The following is a 17,689-nucleotide window of genomic DNA, read 5'->3' as shown; positions in this document are numbered from 1 at the left end:
GCTTTCGCGGGTTGGGGCGGCCCGGCGCCGCGAACTAAGCCGTGCCGAGCACCGGCATGCCCGTGTGCTGCGGATCGTCGAAGTACGCGAACAGCCGCTTGGCGACGGCGCAGAGCTGCGCGTCGTCCATCGCGCTCGCGCAGGCGATCTGCCACATCGCGTACTCGCGGTCGCCGAGCATCATCGACGTGCAGATGCAGCGGCCGTGGCCGGCCATCAACAGCGCGAAGTCGGCGAGCAGGTCCGTGGGGCAGTAGCGGGCTTGCCCGCCCTGCTCCAGCTCCTCGCAGGTCTCGAGCGATTCGTCGCGCGTGAAGGCTCGCGAGTCGACGCTTGCCAGGGTCCTCGGGTTCATGGCGCCTCCCTCGTTGTCAGCGTGCGTTGAATGACACTTGTTGCGTCGCACCGTCGCCGGGCGCCGGCGCGATGCGCTGCGTGCAGCTGCCGATCGTGGCGCCGGGGATGTACTGCAGGCAGTCGGCCAGGGCCACCTGCGCCAGGCTGCTTTCCGTCCTGCGGGCCTCGGCCCGCTCGACCTGCGCGTTGCAGACGAGCCAGAAGGTGGCGAGCAGCAGTGCGGCCAGCGCGCCGAAGGCCCACCAGAAACCGGGGCTGCGCGGTTCTTGCGTCTGGGGGTCCAGCAGGGCGTTCAGCATGGCGTTGTCTCCGATGGAATCCATCGTAGATGCCACCCCGGGCGCACGCTTCCCGCGCTCGGCGCAATCCGGTGTAGGACGGGAACGGAACAGATGAGCTTGCCGGCCCGCGCGCCCGTCTCATGTAGCATTTCACCCATGAGCACCGACGCCAACCGCCCCAAGGCCCTCATCGGCTGGCACGAGATGTTCATGGGCGTGGCGTTGCTTGCATCGGCGCGCTCCAAGGACCACCGGGCGCGCAACGGCGCGTCCATCGTCTCGCCGGACCAGCGCATCCTGGGGGTGGGCTACAACGGCCTGCCGCGCGGCTGCGACGACGGCGACCCGGTGTACTGGTCCGACAACGACGAAGACCCTTTCCACTCGCGCCACAGCTACGTGGTGCACGCGGAGATCAACGCCATCCTCAATTGCGTGGTGCACCCGCTGCGCGAGGCGACGATCTACACGACCCAGTTCCCCTGCCCGCGCTGCGCGCAGGCGATCATCCAGGCGGGCATCCGCAACGTGGTGTACCTGCGCGAGAAGAAGCACCACGCCGCCGAGAACCAGGCCGCGCTGAAGATGTTCGCGGCCAGCGGCGTGAAGTGCGAGTCGATGGAAGCGTTCGACCCGGGTGCATACGGCTGGTCGCGCGACCTCGCGGGTGCGCTCCAGCTCGCCCCCATGTCCAGGGGCGAGAACGACGTCTAGCGTTCCTTGCGGCGCACGTAGCCCGCGCGCTTGGCGTCTTCCGGGTAGAAATACTCGATCTGGCCCTTCTTCCACACGCCGAGGAACAGCATGTTCTCGCTGAACGCCTCGTGGTCGTCGGGGGTGAACGGCCGCACGTAGGTGGTGACGACGCCCTGGTAGGGGTTCTCCATGGACTCGAGCGCCTTCTTGAGCGCGTCGCCCTGGGTGCTTCGCGCGATGAAGACGGCGCGAAGCATCAGGTGCACCGCGTCGTAGCTTTGTGCCGCCGACATGAGCGAGCCGATGCGCGGTTCGCCGGCATGGCGCGAGTAGCGCGCGAGGAAGGAGGCGCGGCGCTCGTTGAGCGTGTCGTGGACGATGGTCTGCACCATCATCGTCCCCTCCAGCGCCGCCGGGCCGGCGGCCTCGAGCACGCTGCGGAACGACAGCGGCCAAGGCGCGAAGAACGGGGCGGCCAGGCCGGCTTCCTGCCGCGACTTGACCGCGACGGCCTGTTCGGGGCCTACCGTGTAGGCAACGATCGCGTCCACGCGCGCCTCCTTCGCGGCGCGCATCTGGGCGGCGAGGCTCGCGACGCCCAGGGGAAAGCGGGCCACGTACTTCGCCGCGAGGCCCCGCTTGGCCAGCTCCGACTGCAGGTCGTTCAGCCCGCCGGACCCGTAGCCCGTTTCGTCCGCGAAGATGGCGACGCTCCTGAGCTTGCGCCGGTCCACGATCTCGGACACGAGGAACTTCGCGTTGGTGGCGTCCGGCGGCGCCACGCGGAACACGTAGCTCTGCGCCGCGGGGAACTTCGTCGTCACGGCCGTGCCCTGCGAACACGGCACCATGAGCAGGTTGCGGTTCGCCTGGAACACGTCCAGCGACTTCATCGCGACGCCGGTGTTGCAAAAGCCGATCGTGAAGTCCACCTTCTCGCGCAGCACGAGGTCCTGCGCCGCCTTCAGGCCGGTCTCGGGGTCGGCCTTGTCGTCGCGCACGACGAGCTCGAGCTTGCGGCCGAGGTAGCCGCCGACCTCGTTGATCTCCTTGACCGCGAGCTCGGCGCCGTAGCGGACGCTGTTGCCGAAGTCGGCCGAGCCGCCGGTGAACGGGCCGATCAGGCCCACGCGGACCGGCTGCGCCGCAGCCGCGGTTGCGAGCCCCAGGCTCGCGGCAGCCACGAAGGCCAGGGTGCGCGGCGACGCGAAAAAGCCGCCGCGGGTTGCCGGGTTGCGATCCATCATTCAGCCCTCCAGGACGGGACTGAATCTATCGAGCGACGCCCTCCACTGCCACGATACGGACGTCTCGATCAGTCGAGCTTGATGTTCGCTTCCTTCACCACCTTGCCCCAGCGCGCCAGCTCCTCGGCCATGTACGCCGCCATCTCCTCGGGCGTGGAAGACGCCGGCTCCACGCCCGCATCCTCCAGCGCCTTGCGCGTGTCGGCGCTGCCCATGGCCTTCGCGACTTCGGCATTGAGCTTCATGACGACCTCGCGCGGCGTGCCCGCGGGCGCGAGCAGCGCAAGCCATACCGAAGCGTCGTAATCGGGCACGCCGGCTTCCTTCATCGTGGGGACGTCGGGCAAGGTGGGCCAGCGCTTGCCGGTGGTCACGGCCAGCGCGCGCAACCGTCCCGCGGGCACCTGCGCCAGCGCATTGGGCACGCCCGCGAAGCTGCTCTCGACCACACCCGCGACGAGGTCCTGCGCGGCGCCGCCGCTGCCGCGATAGGGCACGTGCTTCAGCGGCGCGCCGGTGAGTGCGACGAACAGGCCGCCCATCAGGTGCTGCGCGCTGCCGTTGCCAGACGACGCGTAGTGCACCTGGTTCGGCTGCGCCTTCGCCAGCGCGATGAACTCCTGCACGTTCTTCGCGGGCACTTTCGGGTTCACGAGCAGCACATACGCCGAGTCCGCGAGCTTGCCGACGACACTGAAGCTCTTGAGCGGGTCGTACGGCAGCGACTTGTAGATCCAGGGGCTGATCACATGCGTGCTGGACACCATGAGCAGCGTGTAGCCGTCGGGCGCCGACTTCGCGACGAAATCCGTGCCGATGGTGGAACCGGCGCCGGGCTTGTTGTCGACGACGACCTGCTGCCCCATCGCAACGGAGAGCTTCTGCCCGAGGATGCGCGCGACGACGTCGGTGAAGCCACCGGGCGCGAAAGGCACGACGAGCCGGATCGGCTTGTTCGGGTACGAGGCCTGCGCCGTGCCGGCCAGGGGAGCGATTGCGAGCACGGCACTGAGGAGAACTGCGCGGACCGTGTTTCGCATCGCTTCATCCCCCTGTGTACACCGGGTCGGGCAGCGTGAAGAACGAATGCAGGATGTGGTAGACCATCATGTAGTTCTTCTGCTGGAAGCTCGCGTGCGAGATGCCCTTCATCACGCTGAACTGCTTGTTGGTGTTGGGCAGGCGCTTGAAGAACTCTATCAGGTCATCGAACGCCGCGATGCCGTCGTACTCGCCGCGCAGGATGATCGTGGGCACGTCGATCTTTTCCGGGTCGACGAGCGGCAGCTTCGAGCACATGTCGACGTACGTGCCGGTCGGCAGCGAGTCGTCGAGCGTGAGGATCGCGTCGGCGAAAGCTTCGACCGTCGCGTCGTCCGCGGTGCCGGGGTGGTCGCGGTTGAAGATGCTGTGCACGAAGGCGCGGTCGGCGGGCCGGCGGTTCTTCGCCAGGAACTCGGGCAGCTTCTTGCGCCGCTGCTCAAGCGTGTGCGCGCCCTCGCCTGTCCAGACGAATGCGTCGAGTGCGAGCTTCGCCACGCGGTCCGGGTGGCGCTGCGCGAACAAGGCCGCCTTCAGCGCGCCGGAAGAGATGCCGTACATGAGGAACTGCTTCACCCCGGTCACGCGCGTCACGTACTCCGTGCCCGCCGCCAGGTCGTCGGCGCCGCAACTGATGTCGCTGTTGTGGTCGCGGTGCTTGGAGGAGCGGCCGTAGCCCTCGTTGTCCATGGTCCACGTGTCGTAGCCCTGGTCGGTGAACCAGTCCATCGCCGACGAGTAGGGCCGCCCGGGAACGTGGAGGTCGAACGTGGGCTGCGAAGCCATCGACGAACCGTGCACGAAGAAAACCGTCCCCTTGTGCGGGACGCCGTCCTTCGCCTTCTTGTGCCACAGGAACAGGCGCACGTCGTCGCCCTTGTTCGTCCAGTGCTCGGTGCCGCCGGACCACGTAACTGCTGCCATCGGGACCTCCTGATGCGGCGGATTCTGTCAGGAAGCAGTTGGCGTGCTAACCGTGTTTCCCCTGCCCGTCGATGACCACGCGGTCGACCACGCGGTCGTCGCCGAGCACGATCATCGCGAAGAGCAGTTCGTCCAGCGAACCCGCGTTCGCCGTCTTGCGCGCGAGCAGGGGCGTGGCCTTCGGGTCGAGCACCACGAAGTCCGCCTCGCAGCCGGGCTGCAGGTTGCCGATCACGCCACCCAGGCCGAGCGCCTCGGCGGCGCCCGCCGTGTGCTGCCACCACAGCTCCTGCGGCGGCAGGCTCACGCCGGGCTTGGTCTGCCCCTCGCGGCCCACGTAGTACGCGGCCAGCATGGTGTGGAAAGGGCTGAAGCTGGTGCCGCCGCCGACGTCGCTGGCGAGGCCGTGTTTGAAGCCGATGCGCCGGGCGCCTTCGTAGTCGAAGAAGCCGCTGCCGAGGAACAGGTTGCTGGTGGGGCTCACCGCGGCGGCCGAACCCGTGTCCCGCATCAGCGCCCGGTCGGCATCGTCGAAGTGGATGCAGTGCGCGTAGATGGCACGCTCGCGCATCAGGCCGAAGTCGTCGTAGATCGAGAGGTAGCTGCGTGCCGAGGGAAACAGCTCGCGCGCCCAGCGGATCTCGTCGCGGTTCTCCGCCACGTGCGACTGGATCCAGACGTCCTTGTGCTGCGCCGCGAGTTCACCGGCACCGCGCAGCTGCGCCTCGCTGCAGCTCGGCGCGAAGCGCGGCGTGATGGCGTAGCCCAACCGGTCCACGCCGTGCCAGCGACGGATCAGTGCTTCCGTGTCGACGAGCGATTGTTCCGTCTCGTCGCGCACACCGTCGGGCGAGTGCCGGTCCTGCAGCACCTTGCCCGCGATGAGGCGCATGCGGCGCTCCTGCGCGGCTTCCATCAGCGCATCGACCGAGTGCGGGTGCGAAGTGGCGAACGCCAGCGCGCTCGTCACGCCGTTGCGCTGCAGCTCGTCGAGGAAGACCTGGGCCACGCCCACCGCATACGCGTGGTCGGCGAAGCGCGACTCGTGCGGGAAGGTGTAGTTCTCCAGCCAGGGCAGCAGGCCTTCGGCGGGAGAGCCGATCACGTCGGTCTGCGGGAAGTGGATGTGCAGGTCGATGAAGCCGGGCGCGAGGATGCGCCCCGGGAAGTGTTCGACCGTGATGCCGGGGTAGTTGGGCGCGAGCTGGTCATAAGCACCCACCGCCCGCACGACCTTGCGCCCGGAAGCATCGGGCCCGACCACGAGCAGGCCGTCACTCTCGTAGACGGCCTCGCGGTCCCGGAAGCGGAGGATGGCGGCGCGATACGCTCTCATGGCCCCCTATTGTGGGAGCTTGCCGGCCACGCCCGATACCAGTTCCTTCATATTCAGTATCTGCTCGTCGGTCATGGTGCCGAAGGGCTTGAGCTTGCCGCTCGCGATGTCGCGCTGGCGCGCCAGCACCTCGTCCTGCACCGCCTTGGGCACCTTGGGGCCGAAGCCTTCCACGCGCACCATGCCTTCCTTCACGCCGCCCCACACGTTGCCCGGCTTCCAGGTGCCGTCGAGCACCGCCTTGGCGCGCTGCGTGTAGTAGTCGCCCCAGTGGTGCGTCACCGCGAGCAGCTGCGCGTCGGGCGCGACCTTGCGCATGTCGGAGTGGTAGCCGATGGCGAGCTTGCCGCGCTCCTGCGCGGCGGCCATGACGGCCGTGCTGCCGGTGTGGAAGGCCAGCACGTCGGCGTCCTGGTTCATGAGCGTGATCGCCGCGTCGCGTTCCTTGGCAGGGTCGAACCACGTGCCGAGCCACACGACCTTGACGGTCGCCTTCGGGTCCACCGAGCGCATGCCGAGCGTGAACGCGTTGATGCCTTGCAGCACTTCGGGGATCGGGAAGCCGGCGACGTAGCCCGCGACATGCGTCTTCGTCATGCGGCCGGCCGCGATGCCCGCGAGGTAGCGGCCTTCGTAATAGCGGGCGTTCGCGACCGACACGTTGTCCGCGGTCTTGTAGCCGGTGATCGACTCGAACTTCACGCCCGGGAATTCCTTGGCCACCTTCAGCGTCGGCTCCATGTAGCCGAAGCTGGGCGTGAAGATGAGCTTGTGGCCTTGCTGCGCGAGGTCACGGATCACGCGTTCGGCATCCGGCCCCTCGGGCACGTTCTCGACGTAGGTGGTCTTGACCTTGTCGCCGAGCGCCTTGTCGACCGCCTTGCGGCCTTCGTCGTGCTGGCGCACCCAGCCCGCGTCGCCCAGCGGCGCGACGTAGACGAAGCCGACCTTGAGCGGCTCGGGTTTCTGGGCGAACAGGGGAATGGCAAAACAGGCGGCCGCGAGCGCGGCAGCGAGGTTTTTGTACATGGTGGTCCTCTACATGGCCCCGGGTTGGCAGGAAAAGCAAAAGGCCGCCGGGGCGCGACCTTTGCCCGTGATTTTACCCGCCGCGGGCCGCGAAGGCGGCATCGAGCCGCTGCACGTACTCCCGCTTCTTCGCGTCGTCGGCGAAGCTGCCTTCGAAGCTGTTCTTCGCGAGCCGGTACGCGTGCGCCTTCGTGAGCCCCGTCGCCTCGAACGTCTGCACGAAGTTGTCGTTCATGTAGCCGCCGAAGTAGGCCGGGTCGTCGGAGTTGAGCGTGGCGCACAGGCCCGCATCCAGCAGCTGGCGAATGTTGTGCTCCTTGAGCGTCGGGAACACGCACAGCTTCAGGTTGGACAGCGGGCACACGGTCAGCGGGATGCGGTCCTTGGCCAGCCGCTGCACGAGCGCGGGGTCCTTCACCGATTGCACGCCGTGGTCGATGCGCTCGACCTTCAGCACGTCGAGCGCCGACCACACGTACGCGGGCGGGCCTTCCTCACCCGCATGCGCGACGAGGTGCAGCCCCTGCTGCCGGCACTTCGCGAACACGCGCGCGAACTTTTCCGGCGGGTGCCCGACTTCGCTCGAGTCGAGCCCCACGCCGATGAACTTGTCGCGGTAGGGCAGCGCCTGCTCCAGCGTGTCGAACGCCTCTTCCTCGGACAGGTGCCGCAGGAAGCACAGGATCAGCTCCGCATCGATGCCCAGCTGCGACTTCGCATTCGTGCACGCGCGGTGCAACCCGTTGATCACGGTCTCCATCGACACGCCGCGCGCGGTGTGGGTCTGCGGGTCGAAGAAGATCTCGGCACGGATCACGTTGTCCGCCTTGGCACGCAGCAGGTAGGCCCAGGCCATGTCGTGGAAATCCTGCTCCTTGAGCAGCACGCTCGCGCCGGCGTAGTAGATGTCGAGGAAGCTCTGCAGGTTGGTGAAAGCGTACGCCTTGCGCAGGTCCTCGACGCTCGCATACGGGATGGCGACGCCGTTGCGCCTTGCCATCTCGAAGATCAGCTCAGGCTCCAGCGAGCCCTCGATGTGGATGTGCAGTTCGGCCTTGGGCATGGCCCGCAGCAGCTCGGTCAGGTTCTGGGTCATCGTCGTGCTCCCCGGAAAGCAGAAGGCCGCCCGCAGGCGGCCCTCGCGCAGGCGTTGGCGCCTAGCTTACTTCTTCTCGCCGGGGACCTTGCCCTCGACACCCTTCACGTAGAAGTTGATCCCCGTGAGGAACTTGTCGTCCGCCACCGCGTCCTTCGCCAGCACTTCCTTGCCGGTGTTGTCCACGATCGGGCCCCTCCAGATGACGAAGCTGCCGTCCTTCAGGCCCGCCTTCACCTTCTCGAGTGCCTGCTTGGCGTCGTCCGGCACGTCGGCGGCCACGGAGACGAAGTCGATCGCGCCTTCCTTCACGCCCCACCACGCCTGGCCGGTCGTCCACTTGTTCTCCAGCGCGTCGCGCACGGCCTTGATGTAGTACGGGCCCCAGTTGATCACGGCGGAACCGAGGTGCGCCTTCGGGCCGTAGCTCGTCATGTCGCTGTCCCAGCCGAACGCGCGCTTGCCCATGCTCTCGGCCGTCTTCAGCACGGCGGGCGAGTCGGTGTTCTGCATCAGCACGTCGGCGCCGCCGTTGATGAGGGCCGTGGCCGCTTCGGTTTCCTTCGGCGGGTTGAACCAGTCGCCCACCCAGACCACCTTGGTCTTGACCTTCGGGTTGACCGACTGCGCACCCATCGTGAAGCTGTTGATGTTGCGCACCACCTCGGGGATCGGGATCGAGCCGACCACGCCGAGCGTGTTGCTCTTGGTCATCTTGCCCGCGATCACGCCGGCCATGTACGCGCCCTCGTAGGTGCGGCTGTCGTACGTGCGCATGTTCTCCGACGTCTTGTAGCCGGTGGCGTGCTCGAACTTCACGCCCTTGTTCTCGGCGGCCACCTTGGCCATCGGCTCCATGTAGCCGAACGTGGTGCCGAAGATCAGCTTGTTGCCCTGCGCCACCATGTCGCGCATCACGCGCTCGGCGTCGGCGCTTTCGGGCACCTTCTCCACGTAGCTGGTGACGACCTTGTCGCCGAACTCCTTCTCGATGGCCTTGCGCCCGTTGTCGTGCGCGAAGGTCCAGCCGCCGTCGCCCACCGGGCCGACGTAGGCGAAGGCGATCTTCAGGGGTTCGGGCTTTGGCGCCGGGGCCGGCGCAGGCGCAGCGGCCGTAGGCGCCGGGGCGGGCGCGGGCGCTTCCGTCTTGCCGCAGCCCGTGAGGGCGGCGGTCGCGGCGGCGAGCGCGGCGAGTTGCAGCAGGGTACGTTTCCTGGCGTCGGTCATTTCCTTCTCCGAGAGGCTATCGACTGTGAACCCGGGATTATGAGCCGGGATAGAAAGGCTTTCCAAGCGAGGCCGGCATGTTGATGCGGATCCACGCCGGGTTGCGCGAGATCAGCGCCAGCACGGCGACCGTCGCCACGTAGGGCAGCATGTTCAGGAACTGGCTGGCCACCTCCACGCCCGTGCCCTGCAGGTGGAACTGCAGCATGGTCACGCCGCCGAACAGGTAGGCGCCAAGCAACACGCGTGCCGGCCGCCAGGTGGCGAAGGTGGTCAGGGCCAGCGCGATCCAGCCCTTGCCGGCCACCATGCCTTCCACCCACAGCGGCGTGTAGATGATCGAGAGGTAGGCACCGGCCAGGCCGCAGAGTGCGCCGCCCGCGACGACCGCGCCGAGGCGGATCAACCGCACCTTGTAGCCCAGCGCGTGCGCCGACTCGGGCGACTCGCCCACCGAGCGCAGTACCAGCCCGGAGCGCGAGCGGTCCAGGAACCAGATCAGGCCGACCGTCAGCGCGATCGCGACGTACACCATCGGGTGCTGGCGGAACACGGCGGGCCCGAGGAGCGGGATGTCGCCCAGCCCCGGGAAGGCGAAGCTCGGCCGCGTGGGCAGTTTCTCCTGCACGTACTGGATGCCGGCGAACGCCGAGAAGCCCGCACCGAACAGGCTGAGCGCCAGCCCCGTCGCGTACTGGTTGGTATTGAGCCAGATGACGAGCACGCCGAAGATCGCCGCCAGCAGCGCCCCCGTGCCCATCCCGGCCGCAAAGCCGACCCAGTCGTTGCCCGAGTGCACCACCGCGGCAAAGCCGGCGATGGCGGCGCACAGCATCATCCCCTCGGCGCCGAGGTTCACGATGCCGGCCTTCTCGTTGATCAAGAGGCCCAGCGCCGCGATGGCCAGCACGGTGCCGGCGTTCAGCGTGGCGGCGATGAGCAGTGCATACGACTCCATCACGCCCCCTTCAGGTGAGCGCGGCCGAACCGCACGCGATACGCGATCAGCGTGTCGCAGGCCAGCAGCGTGAACAGCAGCAGGCCCTGGAACACGCCCGTGAGCGACTTCGGCAGGCCCAGGCGCGACTGCGCGAGTTCGCCGCCGATGTAGAACATGCTCATGAGAACGGCGGAGAACACCATCCCCACCGGGTGCAGCCGGCCGACGAAGGCGACGATGATCGCCGCGAAGCCGTAGCCCGCCGGCACATAGGGGGTGAGCTGGCCGATCGGCCCCGCCACTTCCAGCGCGCCCGCCAGGCCCGCCGCGCCCCCGGACACCAGCAGCGCCAGCCACAAAGCCTTGCGCGACGAGAAACCCGCATAACGCGCGGCGTGCGGTGCCAGCCCGCCCACCTGCTGCGCGAACCCGGCGCGCGTGCGGAACAGGAACACCCACAGCGCCGCAACGCCGGCCAACGCGAGGAACAGGCCGATGTTCACGCGCGAGCCCTCCACCAGCCGGGGCACCTGCGTCACCAGCTCGAAGGTCTTGCTCTGCGGGAAGTTGTAGCCGCGCGGGTCCTTCCACGGCCCGAACACGAGGTAGCCCAGCATCTGCTCGGCCACGTACACGAGCATCAGGCTCACGAGGATTTCGTTGGCGTTGAAGCGGTCCCGCAGGAACGCCGTGACCGCCGCCCAGGCCATGCCGCCCAGCACGCCCGCGAGCAGCACCGCGACCACGATCCAGCGCCCGGTGTCCTTCTGCGCGAGCAGCGCGACGCCGCCGGCAACGATCGCGCCGACCACGAACTGCCCTTCCGCGCCGATGTTCCACACGTTGGAGCGGAAGCACACCGCCAGCCCCAGCGCGACCAGCAGCAGCGGCGTGGCCTTCACCATCAGCTCGCCGATGCGGTAGCCGCTGCTGACCGGCTCCCAGAAGAACACCTGCAGCCCGCGCACCGGGTTCTTGCCGAGCGCGGTGAACAGGATCACGCCGAGCACCACGGTGATCACCAGCGCGAGCAGCGGCGAGGCGATGCTCCACACGCGCGAAGGCTCCGGGCGGACTTCAAGCCGCAGCATGCGCGCCCTCCCACAACCCGCTCATCCACTCGCCGATCTGCGCGACCGTGGCCTGCGCGCGCGGTACCGGCGGCGACAAGCGCCCCTTCGCGATCACGTAGAGGCGGTCGCTCACCTCGAACAACTCTTCGAGCTCCTCGCTCACGACCAGCACGGCGCAACCTTCGTCGCGCAGCTGGAGCAGCTCGGCACGGATCTGCGCCGCCGCGCCGACGTCGACGCCCCAGGTGGGCTGCGAGACGATCAGCAGCTTGGGTTTCGCGTCGATCTCGCGGCCGACGATGAATTTCTGCAGGTTGCCGCCGGAGAGCGATTTCGCCGCCGCATCGGGTCCGCCTGCCTTGACGTTGAAGCGCTGGATCAGGTCCTGCGCCTGCGCGCGCAAGCCCTTCACATTCACCCAGCCGCTTTTGCCCACCGACTCGGTGCGCGTGAGCAGCAGGTTCTGCGCGAGCGAGAGCGTCGGCACGGCGCCGCGGCCCAGCCGCTCCTCGGGCACGAAATGCAGCCCGAGGTGGCGGCGATGCGCCGGCCCCCAGCGGCCGACGCCTTTGCCGCCCACCCGGATCGCATCCGGCGCGGCGCGCCTGTCCTCGCCCGAAAGCGCATACAGCAGCTCGCGCTGGCCATTGCCGGACACACCGGCGATGCCCACGACCTCCCCCGCACGCACTTCGAGCGACACGTTGTCCAGGTCCACGCCGAACTGGTCTTCGCGCGGCAGGCTCAGGCCCGCCACGCGCAGCACCGTCTCGCCCGGCTGGCGGTCGTGGTGCTCCAGCTCGGGCGGCTCGGCGCCGATCATCATCTTCGACAACGAGGCATTCGTTTCCTGCCGCGGGTCGCACACGCCCGTGACCTTGCCGCCGCGCATCACCGTGCAGGCCGTGCACAGCTCGCGGATCTCGTGCAGCTTGTGGCTGATGTAGAGAATGCTGCAGCCCTCGGACGCCAGCTTCTTCAGCACGACGAAGAGCTTCTCCACGGCCTGCGGCGTCAGCACCGACGTGGGCTCGTCGAGGATCAGCAGCTTGGGATTGGTGAGCAGCGCACGGATGATCTCCACGCGCTGCATCTCGCCGACCGACAGCGTGTGCACCGGCCGCGACGGGTCAACGTCGAGCCCGTACTCCGCCGCCTTGGCGCGGATGCGCCCGGTCACGTCCACGAGCGAGATGCCGCGCTCCAGCCCCAGCCAGACGTTTTCCGCCACCGTCAGCGTGTCGAACAGGCTGAAGTGCTGGAACACCATGCTGATGCCGCGCGTCCGCGCCTCCTGCGGGTTGTGGATGTGCACGGGCTGGCCGTCGAACGACACGCTGCCCTCGTCGGGCTTGACCGCGCCGTAGATGATCTTCATCAGCGTGGACTTGCCCGCGCCGTTCTCGCCGAGCACCGCGTGCGTTTCGCCCGGCTGCACCACGAGCGACACGTCGTCGTTGGCCACGACGGCGGGGTAGCGCTTGGTGATGTGCGAGAGCTGCAGGCGCGGCGTCATCGGTGCGGCCGCCTTTGCTTCAGGCCGGCGGCGACCGACTTCACGCGCTCGCGCAGCCACTTCGCCGAAGCGGAGGCGTGCGAGCGTTCATGCCAGAGCTGGTAGTACACGAGGGGCGGGAACTTCACGGGGCAATCGAGGATTGTCACCGCAAGGGCGCCGTTAAACCTTTCGCAGAACTGCCGGCCGGTGGTCAGCACGAGCAGCGTGGACTCCACCATGCGCGGGATGAGGCCGAAGTGCGGACAGCGGGCCGTGATGTTGCGCTGCAGGCCCTGCCCTTCGAGGTATTCGTCGATCACGCCGCGCGCGCCGGGGTGTGTGGGGGTCGGCGCGATGTGCTCGGCTTCCAGCCAGCTCTCCTTCGTCCAGCCGCGACGCACCGCCGGGTGGCCCTTCGCGACGAGGCAGACGACGTCGTCCGTGAACAGCTCGCCGCGATGCAGGTCGTCCGGCGGCTGCAGCCAGTTCCCGATGACGACGTCGATGTCGCCCTGCGCGAGGTGCGCGTGGTAGTCGGCACTGGCGGCCAGCGGGTGGATCTCGAAGCGGCAGCGTGGCGCCTCGGCCTTCACCTGCGCGAGCAGCTGCGGCAGGAACAGCGGGTCCAGGTAGTCGCTGGCCGCGATGCGGAAGGCGCCGGTGGCGGTCTGCGGGTCGAAAGCACGCGCATCCGTGAACATCATCTCGGCGGCACGAAGGATGCTTGCGCTCGGCTCGATCATGCGCAGCGCCGCGTCGGTGGGCACCATGCCGGAGCCCGAGCGCACCAGCAGCGGGTCCCCCGACAGCTCGCGCAGGCGCTTGAGCGCGGCGGACACGGCCGGCTGGTACATCCCCAGCCGCAGGGCGGCTTTCGAAACGCTGCGTTCGGCAAGCACGGTATGGAGCACCCGGATGAGATGGAGGTCGATCTTGTCGAAAAGCGCCGGGTCTCTCATACCTGGGGTGCGATCCGGCCCATACGCCGCGGCGTATGCTTCAGGCCAGCGCTTCTCCTTATCTTTCAGGGAATGCAATTGCAGACGATCCGCTTCGTACGCCGTGGGCAGCTCGTCAGCGTGGGCAATGTAACACCCAGCCGCACGCTGCTGGAAGTCCTGCGCGAGGACCTCGCCGCCTGCGGCACCAAGGAGGGCTGCGGCGAGGGCGACTGCGGCGCCTGCACCGTCGTGGTCGGCGAGCCCGAGGGGGGCAAGCTGCGCTATCGCGCCATCAACAGCTGCATCGCGCTGGCGTCCTCGGTGGACGGCAAGGCGCTGTGGACGGTCGAAGACCTCGCGGCCGACGATGGGACGCTACATCCGGCGCAGGAAGCGATGGTGCAGTGCCACGGGTCGCAATGCGGCTTCTGCACGCCGGGGTTCGTGATGAGCCTGTTCGGCATGTACCAGAACCACGTCGCGCATGGCCGGCCGATCACGCGTGAACTGGCGCAGGAAGAGCTCTCCGGCAACTTGTGCCGCTGCACCGGGTACCGGCCGATCCTCGATGCGGCGCAGGCGATGGCCTCGCTGCCGGCCGCGCGCATCGACGAAGCCGAAGTGCTCGCCCTCCTCGGCCGTCATCCCCGCGGAGGCGGGGATCCAAAGCGTTCAGGGAAGCCTTGGATTCCCGCCTCCGCGGGAATGACGCTGGCGCAACTGCTGGCGCGACGTGCAGCCGAACCTGCCGCGCAGGTCGTCGCCGGTACCACCGACGTCGGCCTGTGGATCACCAAGCAGCACATGCAGTTCCCGCAGGTGCTCGACGTCACGCGTTGCGAGGAGCTCAGGCGCGTCGAGCGCTACGAGAACCACCTCGCCATCGGCGCGGCCGTCACGCTGACCGCTGCGTTTTCAGCACTGGTCGAAGACCGCCCGCAGCTCAAGACCTTCGCCAACCGCTTCGCCGGCCTGCCCGTGCGAAACGCCGGCACGCTGGGCGGCAACGTCGCCAACGGCTCGCCGATCGGCGATTCGATGCCGCTGCTCATTGCCCTCGGCGCGCACGTGGTGCTCATGAGCGTTCACGGCCACCGCGACCTGCCGCTGGAGCAGTTCTACACCGGCTACCGCGAGAACATCCTCGCGCCCGACGAGATCCTCGCGTGGATCAAGGTACCGCGGCCCCGCGTGGGCGAGCTGATGCGCGTCTACAAGATCAGCAAGCGTTTCGACGACGACATCTCGGCGGTGTGCCTCGCGATCTCGATGCATCTCGAGGACGGCGTGGTTGCCGGCGTGCGCATCGGCGCAGGGGGTGTCGCCGCGACACCCGCGCGAGCCGTGCAAGCCGAAGCCGCACTCGTGGGCCAACCCTGGAACGAAGCCGGGGCACGACGCGCGGCCGACGCCCTGCGCGCCGAATTCAAGCCGATCTCCGACATGCGCGCGTCGGCCGCGTACCGCAGCGAGGTGCTCGGCAACCTCATGCACCGCTTCTGGCTGGAAAGCCAGGGCGCGCGCGACATCAACCTCGAGGCGCTCGCAACGTGAACGCGCCGGAGAAGATCCTCGCCCCCGCGATCGGCGCTTCGCAGCCGCACGAAAGCGCCCGCGCGCACGTCACCGGCACGGCAACCTACATCGACGACATCCCGGAGATCAAGGGCACGCTGCATGCCGCGCCGATCCTGTCGAACGTTGCACACGGCAAATTGCGTGGGGTCGACACGCGCGAAGCCGAAGCGATGCCCGGCGTGCGCGGCATCGTGCTCGCCCGCGACATCCCGGCCGACCCGGTGCTCGCCACGTTCGTGCACGACGAACCGATCTTCGCGCGGGACAAGGTGGAGTTCATCGGGCAGGTCATCGGCCTCGTCGTGGCCGACACCGTGATGGAAGCCCGCCGCGCCGCACGCAAGGTCAAGCTGGACATCGAGCCGCTCGAAGCCATCCTCACCACGCACGACGCCATCCGCGCGCAGAGCTTCGTGCTGCCGCCCGTCACCGTGAAGCGCGGCGAGCCCGATGCCGCGCTCGCGCGCGCGCCGCACCGGCTGCAGGGCACGCTCGAAGTGGGCGGCCAGGAGCACTTCTACCTTGAAGGCCAGGTCGGCTACGTGGTGCCGCTGGAGCAGGACCAGTGGCACGTCTACTCCAGCACGCAGCACCCGGGCGAAGCGCAGCACTGGGTCGCGCACGCGCTCGGCCTGCCGACGAGTGCCGTGAAGGTCGAGTGCCGACGCATGGGCGGCGGCTTCGGCGGCAAGGAAACGCAGTCCGGCCACATCGTCGTGTGGGCGGCCATCGCGGCGAAGAAGCTGCGCCGCCCCGTGAAGCTGCGCCTCGACCGCGACGACGACTTCATGGTGACGGGCAAGCGCCACCCGTTCACGTACGAATACGACGTCGGCTTCGACGACAGCGGCCTCGTCACCGGCATGAAGCTCGTGCTGGCCGCCAACTGCGGCTGGTCCGCCGACCTGAGCGGCCCGGTCGCCGACCGCGCGGTCTTCCACGTCGACAACGCCTATTACCTGTCGGACGTGGAGATCGTCTCCTACCGCTGCAAGACGAACATCCAGAGCCACACCGCCTTCCGCGGCTTCGGTGGGCCGCAGGGGATGATCGTCACCGAGGCCATCCTCGGCGACATCGCGCGCACTTTGAAGCTCGACCCGCTCGACGTGCGCAAACGCAACCTGTACGGCATCGGCACGCGCGACACGACGCACTACCAGATGAAGGTGGAGGACAACATCCTCGAGCCGCTCATCTCTCGGCTCGAGGCTTCTTGCCAGTACCGCGCGCGGCGCGAAGAGGTGGCGCGCTTCAACGAGCAATCGCCCGTCGTCAAACGCGGCATCGCGCTCACGCCGGTGAAATTCGGCATCTCCTTCACCGCCACCTTCTTCAACCAGGCCGGCGCGCTGGTGCACGTGTACACCGACGGCAGCGTGATGGTGAACCACGGCGGCACCGAGATGGGCCAGGGCCTGAACACCAAGGTGGCGCAGATCGTCGCGGACGAGCTCGGCGTGCCGCTGGAGCGCGTGCGCGTCACCTCGGCCGACACGAGCAAGGTGCCCAACGCCAGCGCCACCGCCGCGTCGAGCGGCACCGACCTCAACGGCCGCGCCGCGCAGTTCGCCGCGCGCCAGGTGCGCGAGCGACTCGCCCGGTTCGTCGCCGAAAAGCAGGAGTGCGAGCCCGGCCAGGTGATCTTCGCCGCCGGCCAGGTGAGCACGCCCTCCACGCACATGACGTTCGAGCAGCTGGTCGACGACGCCTACAAGTCGCGCGTGCAGTTGTGGAGCGACGGCTTCTACAAGACGCCCAAGATCCACTACGACAAGGTCACGCTCACCGGCCGCCCGTTCTACTACTTCGCCTACGGCGCCGCGTGCACCGAAGTCGCGATCGACACGTTGACCGGCGAGAACCGCGTGCTCAAGGTCGACATCCTCCACGACGTCGGCCACTCGATCAACCCGGCGCTCGACCTCGGGCAGATCGAGGGCGGCTTCGTCCAGGGCATGGGCTGGCTCACCACGGAAGAGCTGGTCTGGACCGACAAGGGCTACCTGGCGACGCACGCGCCCAGCACGTACAAGATCCCGGCCACGGGCGACTGGCCGCCGCACTTCAAGGTCGAGTTCTGGCCCGAAGCCAACCGCGAGGACAACGTGGGCGGCAGCAAGGCGGTGGGCGAGCCGCCTTTCATGCTGGCGATCAGCGTGTGGGAGGCTTTGCGCGACGCCGTGGCTTCGGCGCGCGGTGCGGCTACTGTCCGGCTGGACGCGCCTGCGACGGCGGAACGCGTGCTGGGCGCGCTGCGCTGAGCGGGGACTGCGAAGGCGTGAGCCGGCTCGTCGCCGGCGCCTGGAAAGCCTGCATCACCGCGAAGCGCGAGGCGCTCGGGAACACGCCCTGCCGCTCGGGGTCGGTCGTGCAGAAACCCCGCGTCGAGCCGTCGTGGCGGAAGGTGGAAGCGTTCATGCGC

At 68.3% G+C, this 17,689-nt stretch carries 17 protein-coding genes; 3 read left to right on the top strand and 14 right to left on the bottom strand.

Annotation, left to right across the window (positions count from 1 at the left end; translation table 11 throughout):
* Positions 1–34: 34 nt before the first annotated feature.
* Both H8R02_RS12455 and H8R02_RS12450 read right to left on the bottom strand, forming a co-directional pair.
* Positions 35–355 (bottom strand): hypothetical protein, encoded by a 321-nt coding sequence (locus H8R02_RS12455; RefSeq protein ID WP_187081749.1) that lies wholly within the window; start codon positions 353–355, stop codon positions 35–37.
* Positions 356–371: 16 nt separating this feature from the next.
* Positions 372–680, bottom strand: a complete 309-nt coding sequence (locus tag H8R02_RS12450; protein WP_187081748.1) for a hypothetical protein — start codon at positions 678–680, stop codon at positions 372–374.
* Between the two features lie 114 nt (positions 681–794).
* On the opposite strand from H8R02_RS12450, the gene H8R02_RS12445 reads away from it, so the two are divergent.
* The gene (locus H8R02_RS12445; protein ID WP_187081747.1) at positions 795–1,352 is read left to right on the top strand and encodes a deoxycytidylate deaminase; all 558 of its coding nucleotides are present in this window, start codon (positions 795–797) and stop codon (positions 1,350–1,352) included.
* On the opposite strand, the gene H8R02_RS12440 is transcribed toward H8R02_RS12445, so the two are convergent.
* The 11 genes from H8R02_RS12440 to H8R02_RS12390 form a co-directional block, all read right to left on the bottom strand.
* Entirely contained in the window at positions 1,349–2,581 is a 1,233-nt protein-coding gene (locus H8R02_RS12440; protein WP_187081746.1) for an ABC transporter substrate-binding protein, read from the bottom strand. The two genes, H8R02_RS12445 and H8R02_RS12440, sit on opposite strands and share 4 nt — an antisense overlap.
* 68 nt (positions 2,582–2,649) lie before the next feature.
* Positions 2,650–3,621 (bottom strand): Bug family tripartite tricarboxylate transporter substrate binding protein, encoded by a 972-nt coding sequence (locus H8R02_RS12435; protein ID WP_187081745.1) that lies wholly within the window; start codon positions 3,619–3,621, stop codon positions 2,650–2,652.
* Positions 3,622–3,625: 4 nt separating this feature from the next.
* The gene (locus H8R02_RS12430; protein ID WP_187081744.1) at positions 3,626–4,546 is read right to left on the bottom strand and encodes an alpha/beta hydrolase; all 921 of its coding nucleotides are present in this window, start codon (positions 4,544–4,546) and stop codon (positions 3,626–3,628) included.
* 46 nt (positions 4,547–4,592) lie between these two features.
* Entirely contained in the window at positions 4,593–5,882 is a 1,290-nt protein-coding gene (gene guaD, locus H8R02_RS12425; protein ID WP_187081743.1) for a guanine deaminase, read from the bottom strand.
* A gap of 6 nt (positions 5,883–5,888) precedes the next feature.
* Complete coding sequence (locus H8R02_RS12420; protein WP_187081742.1) at positions 5,889–6,911, bottom strand: BMP family ABC transporter substrate-binding protein; 1,023 nt, start codon at positions 6,909–6,911, stop codon at positions 5,889–5,891.
* Between the two features lie 73 nt (positions 6,912–6,984).
* On the bottom strand, positions 6,985–8,007 hold the full coding sequence (locus H8R02_RS12415; RefSeq protein WP_187081741.1) for an adenosine deaminase: 1,023 nt from the start codon (positions 8,005–8,007) through the stop codon (positions 6,985–6,987).
* 66 nt (positions 8,008–8,073) lie between these two features.
* The gene (locus H8R02_RS12410) at positions 8,074–9,234 is read right to left on the bottom strand and encodes a BMP family ABC transporter substrate-binding protein (protein WP_187081740.1); all 1,161 of its coding nucleotides are present in this window, start codon (positions 9,232–9,234) and stop codon (positions 8,074–8,076) included.
* Between the two features lie 37 nt (positions 9,235–9,271).
* Positions 9,272–10,192 (bottom strand): ABC transporter permease, encoded by a 921-nt coding sequence (locus H8R02_RS12405; protein ID WP_187081739.1) that lies wholly within the window; start codon positions 10,190–10,192, stop codon positions 9,272–9,274.
* Positions 10,192–11,265, bottom strand: a complete 1,074-nt coding sequence (locus H8R02_RS12400) for an ABC transporter permease (RefSeq protein ID WP_187081738.1) — start codon at positions 11,263–11,265, stop codon at positions 10,192–10,194. The genes H8R02_RS12405 and H8R02_RS12400 overlap by 1 nt, the downstream gene beginning before the upstream one ends.
* Positions 11,252–12,763 (bottom strand): ABC transporter ATP-binding protein, encoded by a 1,512-nt coding sequence (locus H8R02_RS12395; protein ID WP_187081737.1) that lies wholly within the window; start codon positions 12,761–12,763, stop codon positions 11,252–11,254. The genes H8R02_RS12400 and H8R02_RS12395 overlap by 14 nt, the downstream gene beginning before the upstream one ends.
* Positions 12,760–13,704, bottom strand: coding sequence for a LysR family transcriptional regulator (locus H8R02_RS12390; RefSeq protein ID WP_187081736.1), 945 nt, complete (start codon positions 13,702–13,704; stop codon positions 12,760–12,762). The genes H8R02_RS12395 and H8R02_RS12390 overlap by 4 nt, the downstream gene beginning before the upstream one ends.
* Before the next feature lie 72 nt (positions 13,705–13,776).
* On the opposite strand from H8R02_RS12390, the gene xdhA reads away from it, so the two are divergent.
* Positions 13,777–15,240, top strand: coding sequence for a xanthine dehydrogenase small subunit (gene xdhA / locus H8R02_RS12385; RefSeq protein ID WP_187081735.1), 1,464 nt, complete (start codon positions 13,777–13,779; stop codon positions 15,238–15,240).
* Positions 15,237–17,528: a xanthine dehydrogenase molybdopterin binding subunit gene (gene xdhB / locus H8R02_RS12380; protein ID WP_354004910.1), complete on the top strand. Its 2,292-nt coding sequence runs from the start codon at positions 15,237–15,239 to the stop codon at positions 17,526–17,528. Before xdhA ends, xdhB begins: the two co-directional genes overlap by 4 nt.
* Here the strand turns inward: xdhB and H8R02_RS12375 are convergent.
* On the bottom strand, positions 17,470–17,685 hold the full coding sequence (locus H8R02_RS12375) for a hypothetical protein (RefSeq protein ID WP_187081734.1): 216 nt from the start codon (positions 17,683–17,685) through the stop codon (positions 17,470–17,472). The two genes, xdhB and H8R02_RS12375, sit on opposite strands and share 59 nt — an antisense overlap.
* Between the last annotated feature and the right edge of the window lie 4 nt (positions 17,686–17,689).

Origin of the sequence: Ramlibacter albus (assembly GCF_014297445.1) — a bacterium.
GTDB classification, from domain to species: Bacteria; Pseudomonadota; Gammaproteobacteria; order Burkholderiales; family Burkholderiaceae_C; genus Ramlibacter; species Ramlibacter albus.
This window is presented reverse-complemented; position numbering and strand designations above follow the sequence as displayed.

Excerpts from the sequence above, each read along its gene's own strand:
- H8R02_RS12455 (WP_187081749.1), bottom strand. The coding sequence starts at position 355 with ATGAACCCGAGGACCCTGGCAAGCGTCGACTCGCGAGCCTTCACGCGC.
- H8R02_RS12450 (WP_187081748.1), bottom strand. The coding sequence starts at position 680 with ATGGATTCCATCGGAGACAACGCCATGCTGAACGCCCTGCTGGACCCC.
- H8R02_RS12445 (WP_187081747.1), top strand. The coding sequence starts at position 795 with ATGAGCACCGACGCCAACCGCCCCAAGGCCCTCATCGGCTGGCACGAG.
- H8R02_RS12440 (WP_187081746.1), bottom strand. The coding sequence starts at position 2,581 with ATGATGGATCGCAACCCGGCAACCCGCGGCGGCTTTTTCGCGTCGCCG.
- H8R02_RS12435 (WP_187081745.1), bottom strand. The coding sequence starts at position 3,621 with ATGCGAAACACGGTCCGCGCAGTTCTCCTCAGTGCCGTGCTCGCAATC.
- H8R02_RS12430 (WP_187081744.1), bottom strand. The coding sequence starts at position 4,546 with ATGGCAGCAGTTACGTGGTCCGGCGGCACCGAGCACTGGACGAACAAG.
- guaD (WP_187081743.1), bottom strand. The coding sequence starts at position 5,882 with ATGAGAGCGTATCGCGCCGCCATCCTCCGCTTCCGGGACCGCGAGGCC.
- H8R02_RS12420 (WP_187081742.1), bottom strand. The coding sequence starts at position 6,911 with ATGTACAAAAACCTCGCTGCCGCGCTCGCGGCCGCCTGTTTTGCCATT.
- H8R02_RS12415 (WP_187081741.1), bottom strand. The coding sequence starts at position 8,007 with ATGACCCAGAACCTGACCGAGCTGCTGCGGGCCATGCCCAAGGCCGAA.
- H8R02_RS12410 (WP_187081740.1), bottom strand. The coding sequence starts at position 9,234 with ATGACCGACGCCAGGAAACGTACCCTGCTGCAACTCGCCGCGCTCGCC.
- H8R02_RS12405 (WP_187081739.1), bottom strand. The coding sequence starts at position 10,192 with ATGGAGTCGTATGCACTGCTCATCGCCGCCACGCTGAACGCCGGCACC.
- H8R02_RS12400 (WP_187081738.1), bottom strand. The coding sequence starts at position 11,265 with ATGCTGCGGCTTGAAGTCCGCCCGGAGCCTTCGCGCGTGTGGAGCATC.
- H8R02_RS12395 (WP_187081737.1), bottom strand. The coding sequence starts at position 12,763 with ATGACGCCGCGCCTGCAGCTCTCGCACATCACCAAGCGCTACCCCGCC.
- H8R02_RS12390 (WP_187081736.1), bottom strand. The coding sequence starts at position 13,704 with ATGAGAGACCCGGCGCTTTTCGACAAGATCGACCTCCATCTCATCCGG.
- xdhA (WP_187081735.1), top strand. The coding sequence starts at position 13,777 with ATGCAATTGCAGACGATCCGCTTCGTACGCCGTGGGCAGCTCGTCAGC.
- H8R02_RS12375 (WP_187081734.1), bottom strand. The coding sequence starts at position 17,685 with ATGAACGCTTCCACCTTCCGCCACGACGGCTCGACGCGGGGTTTCTGC.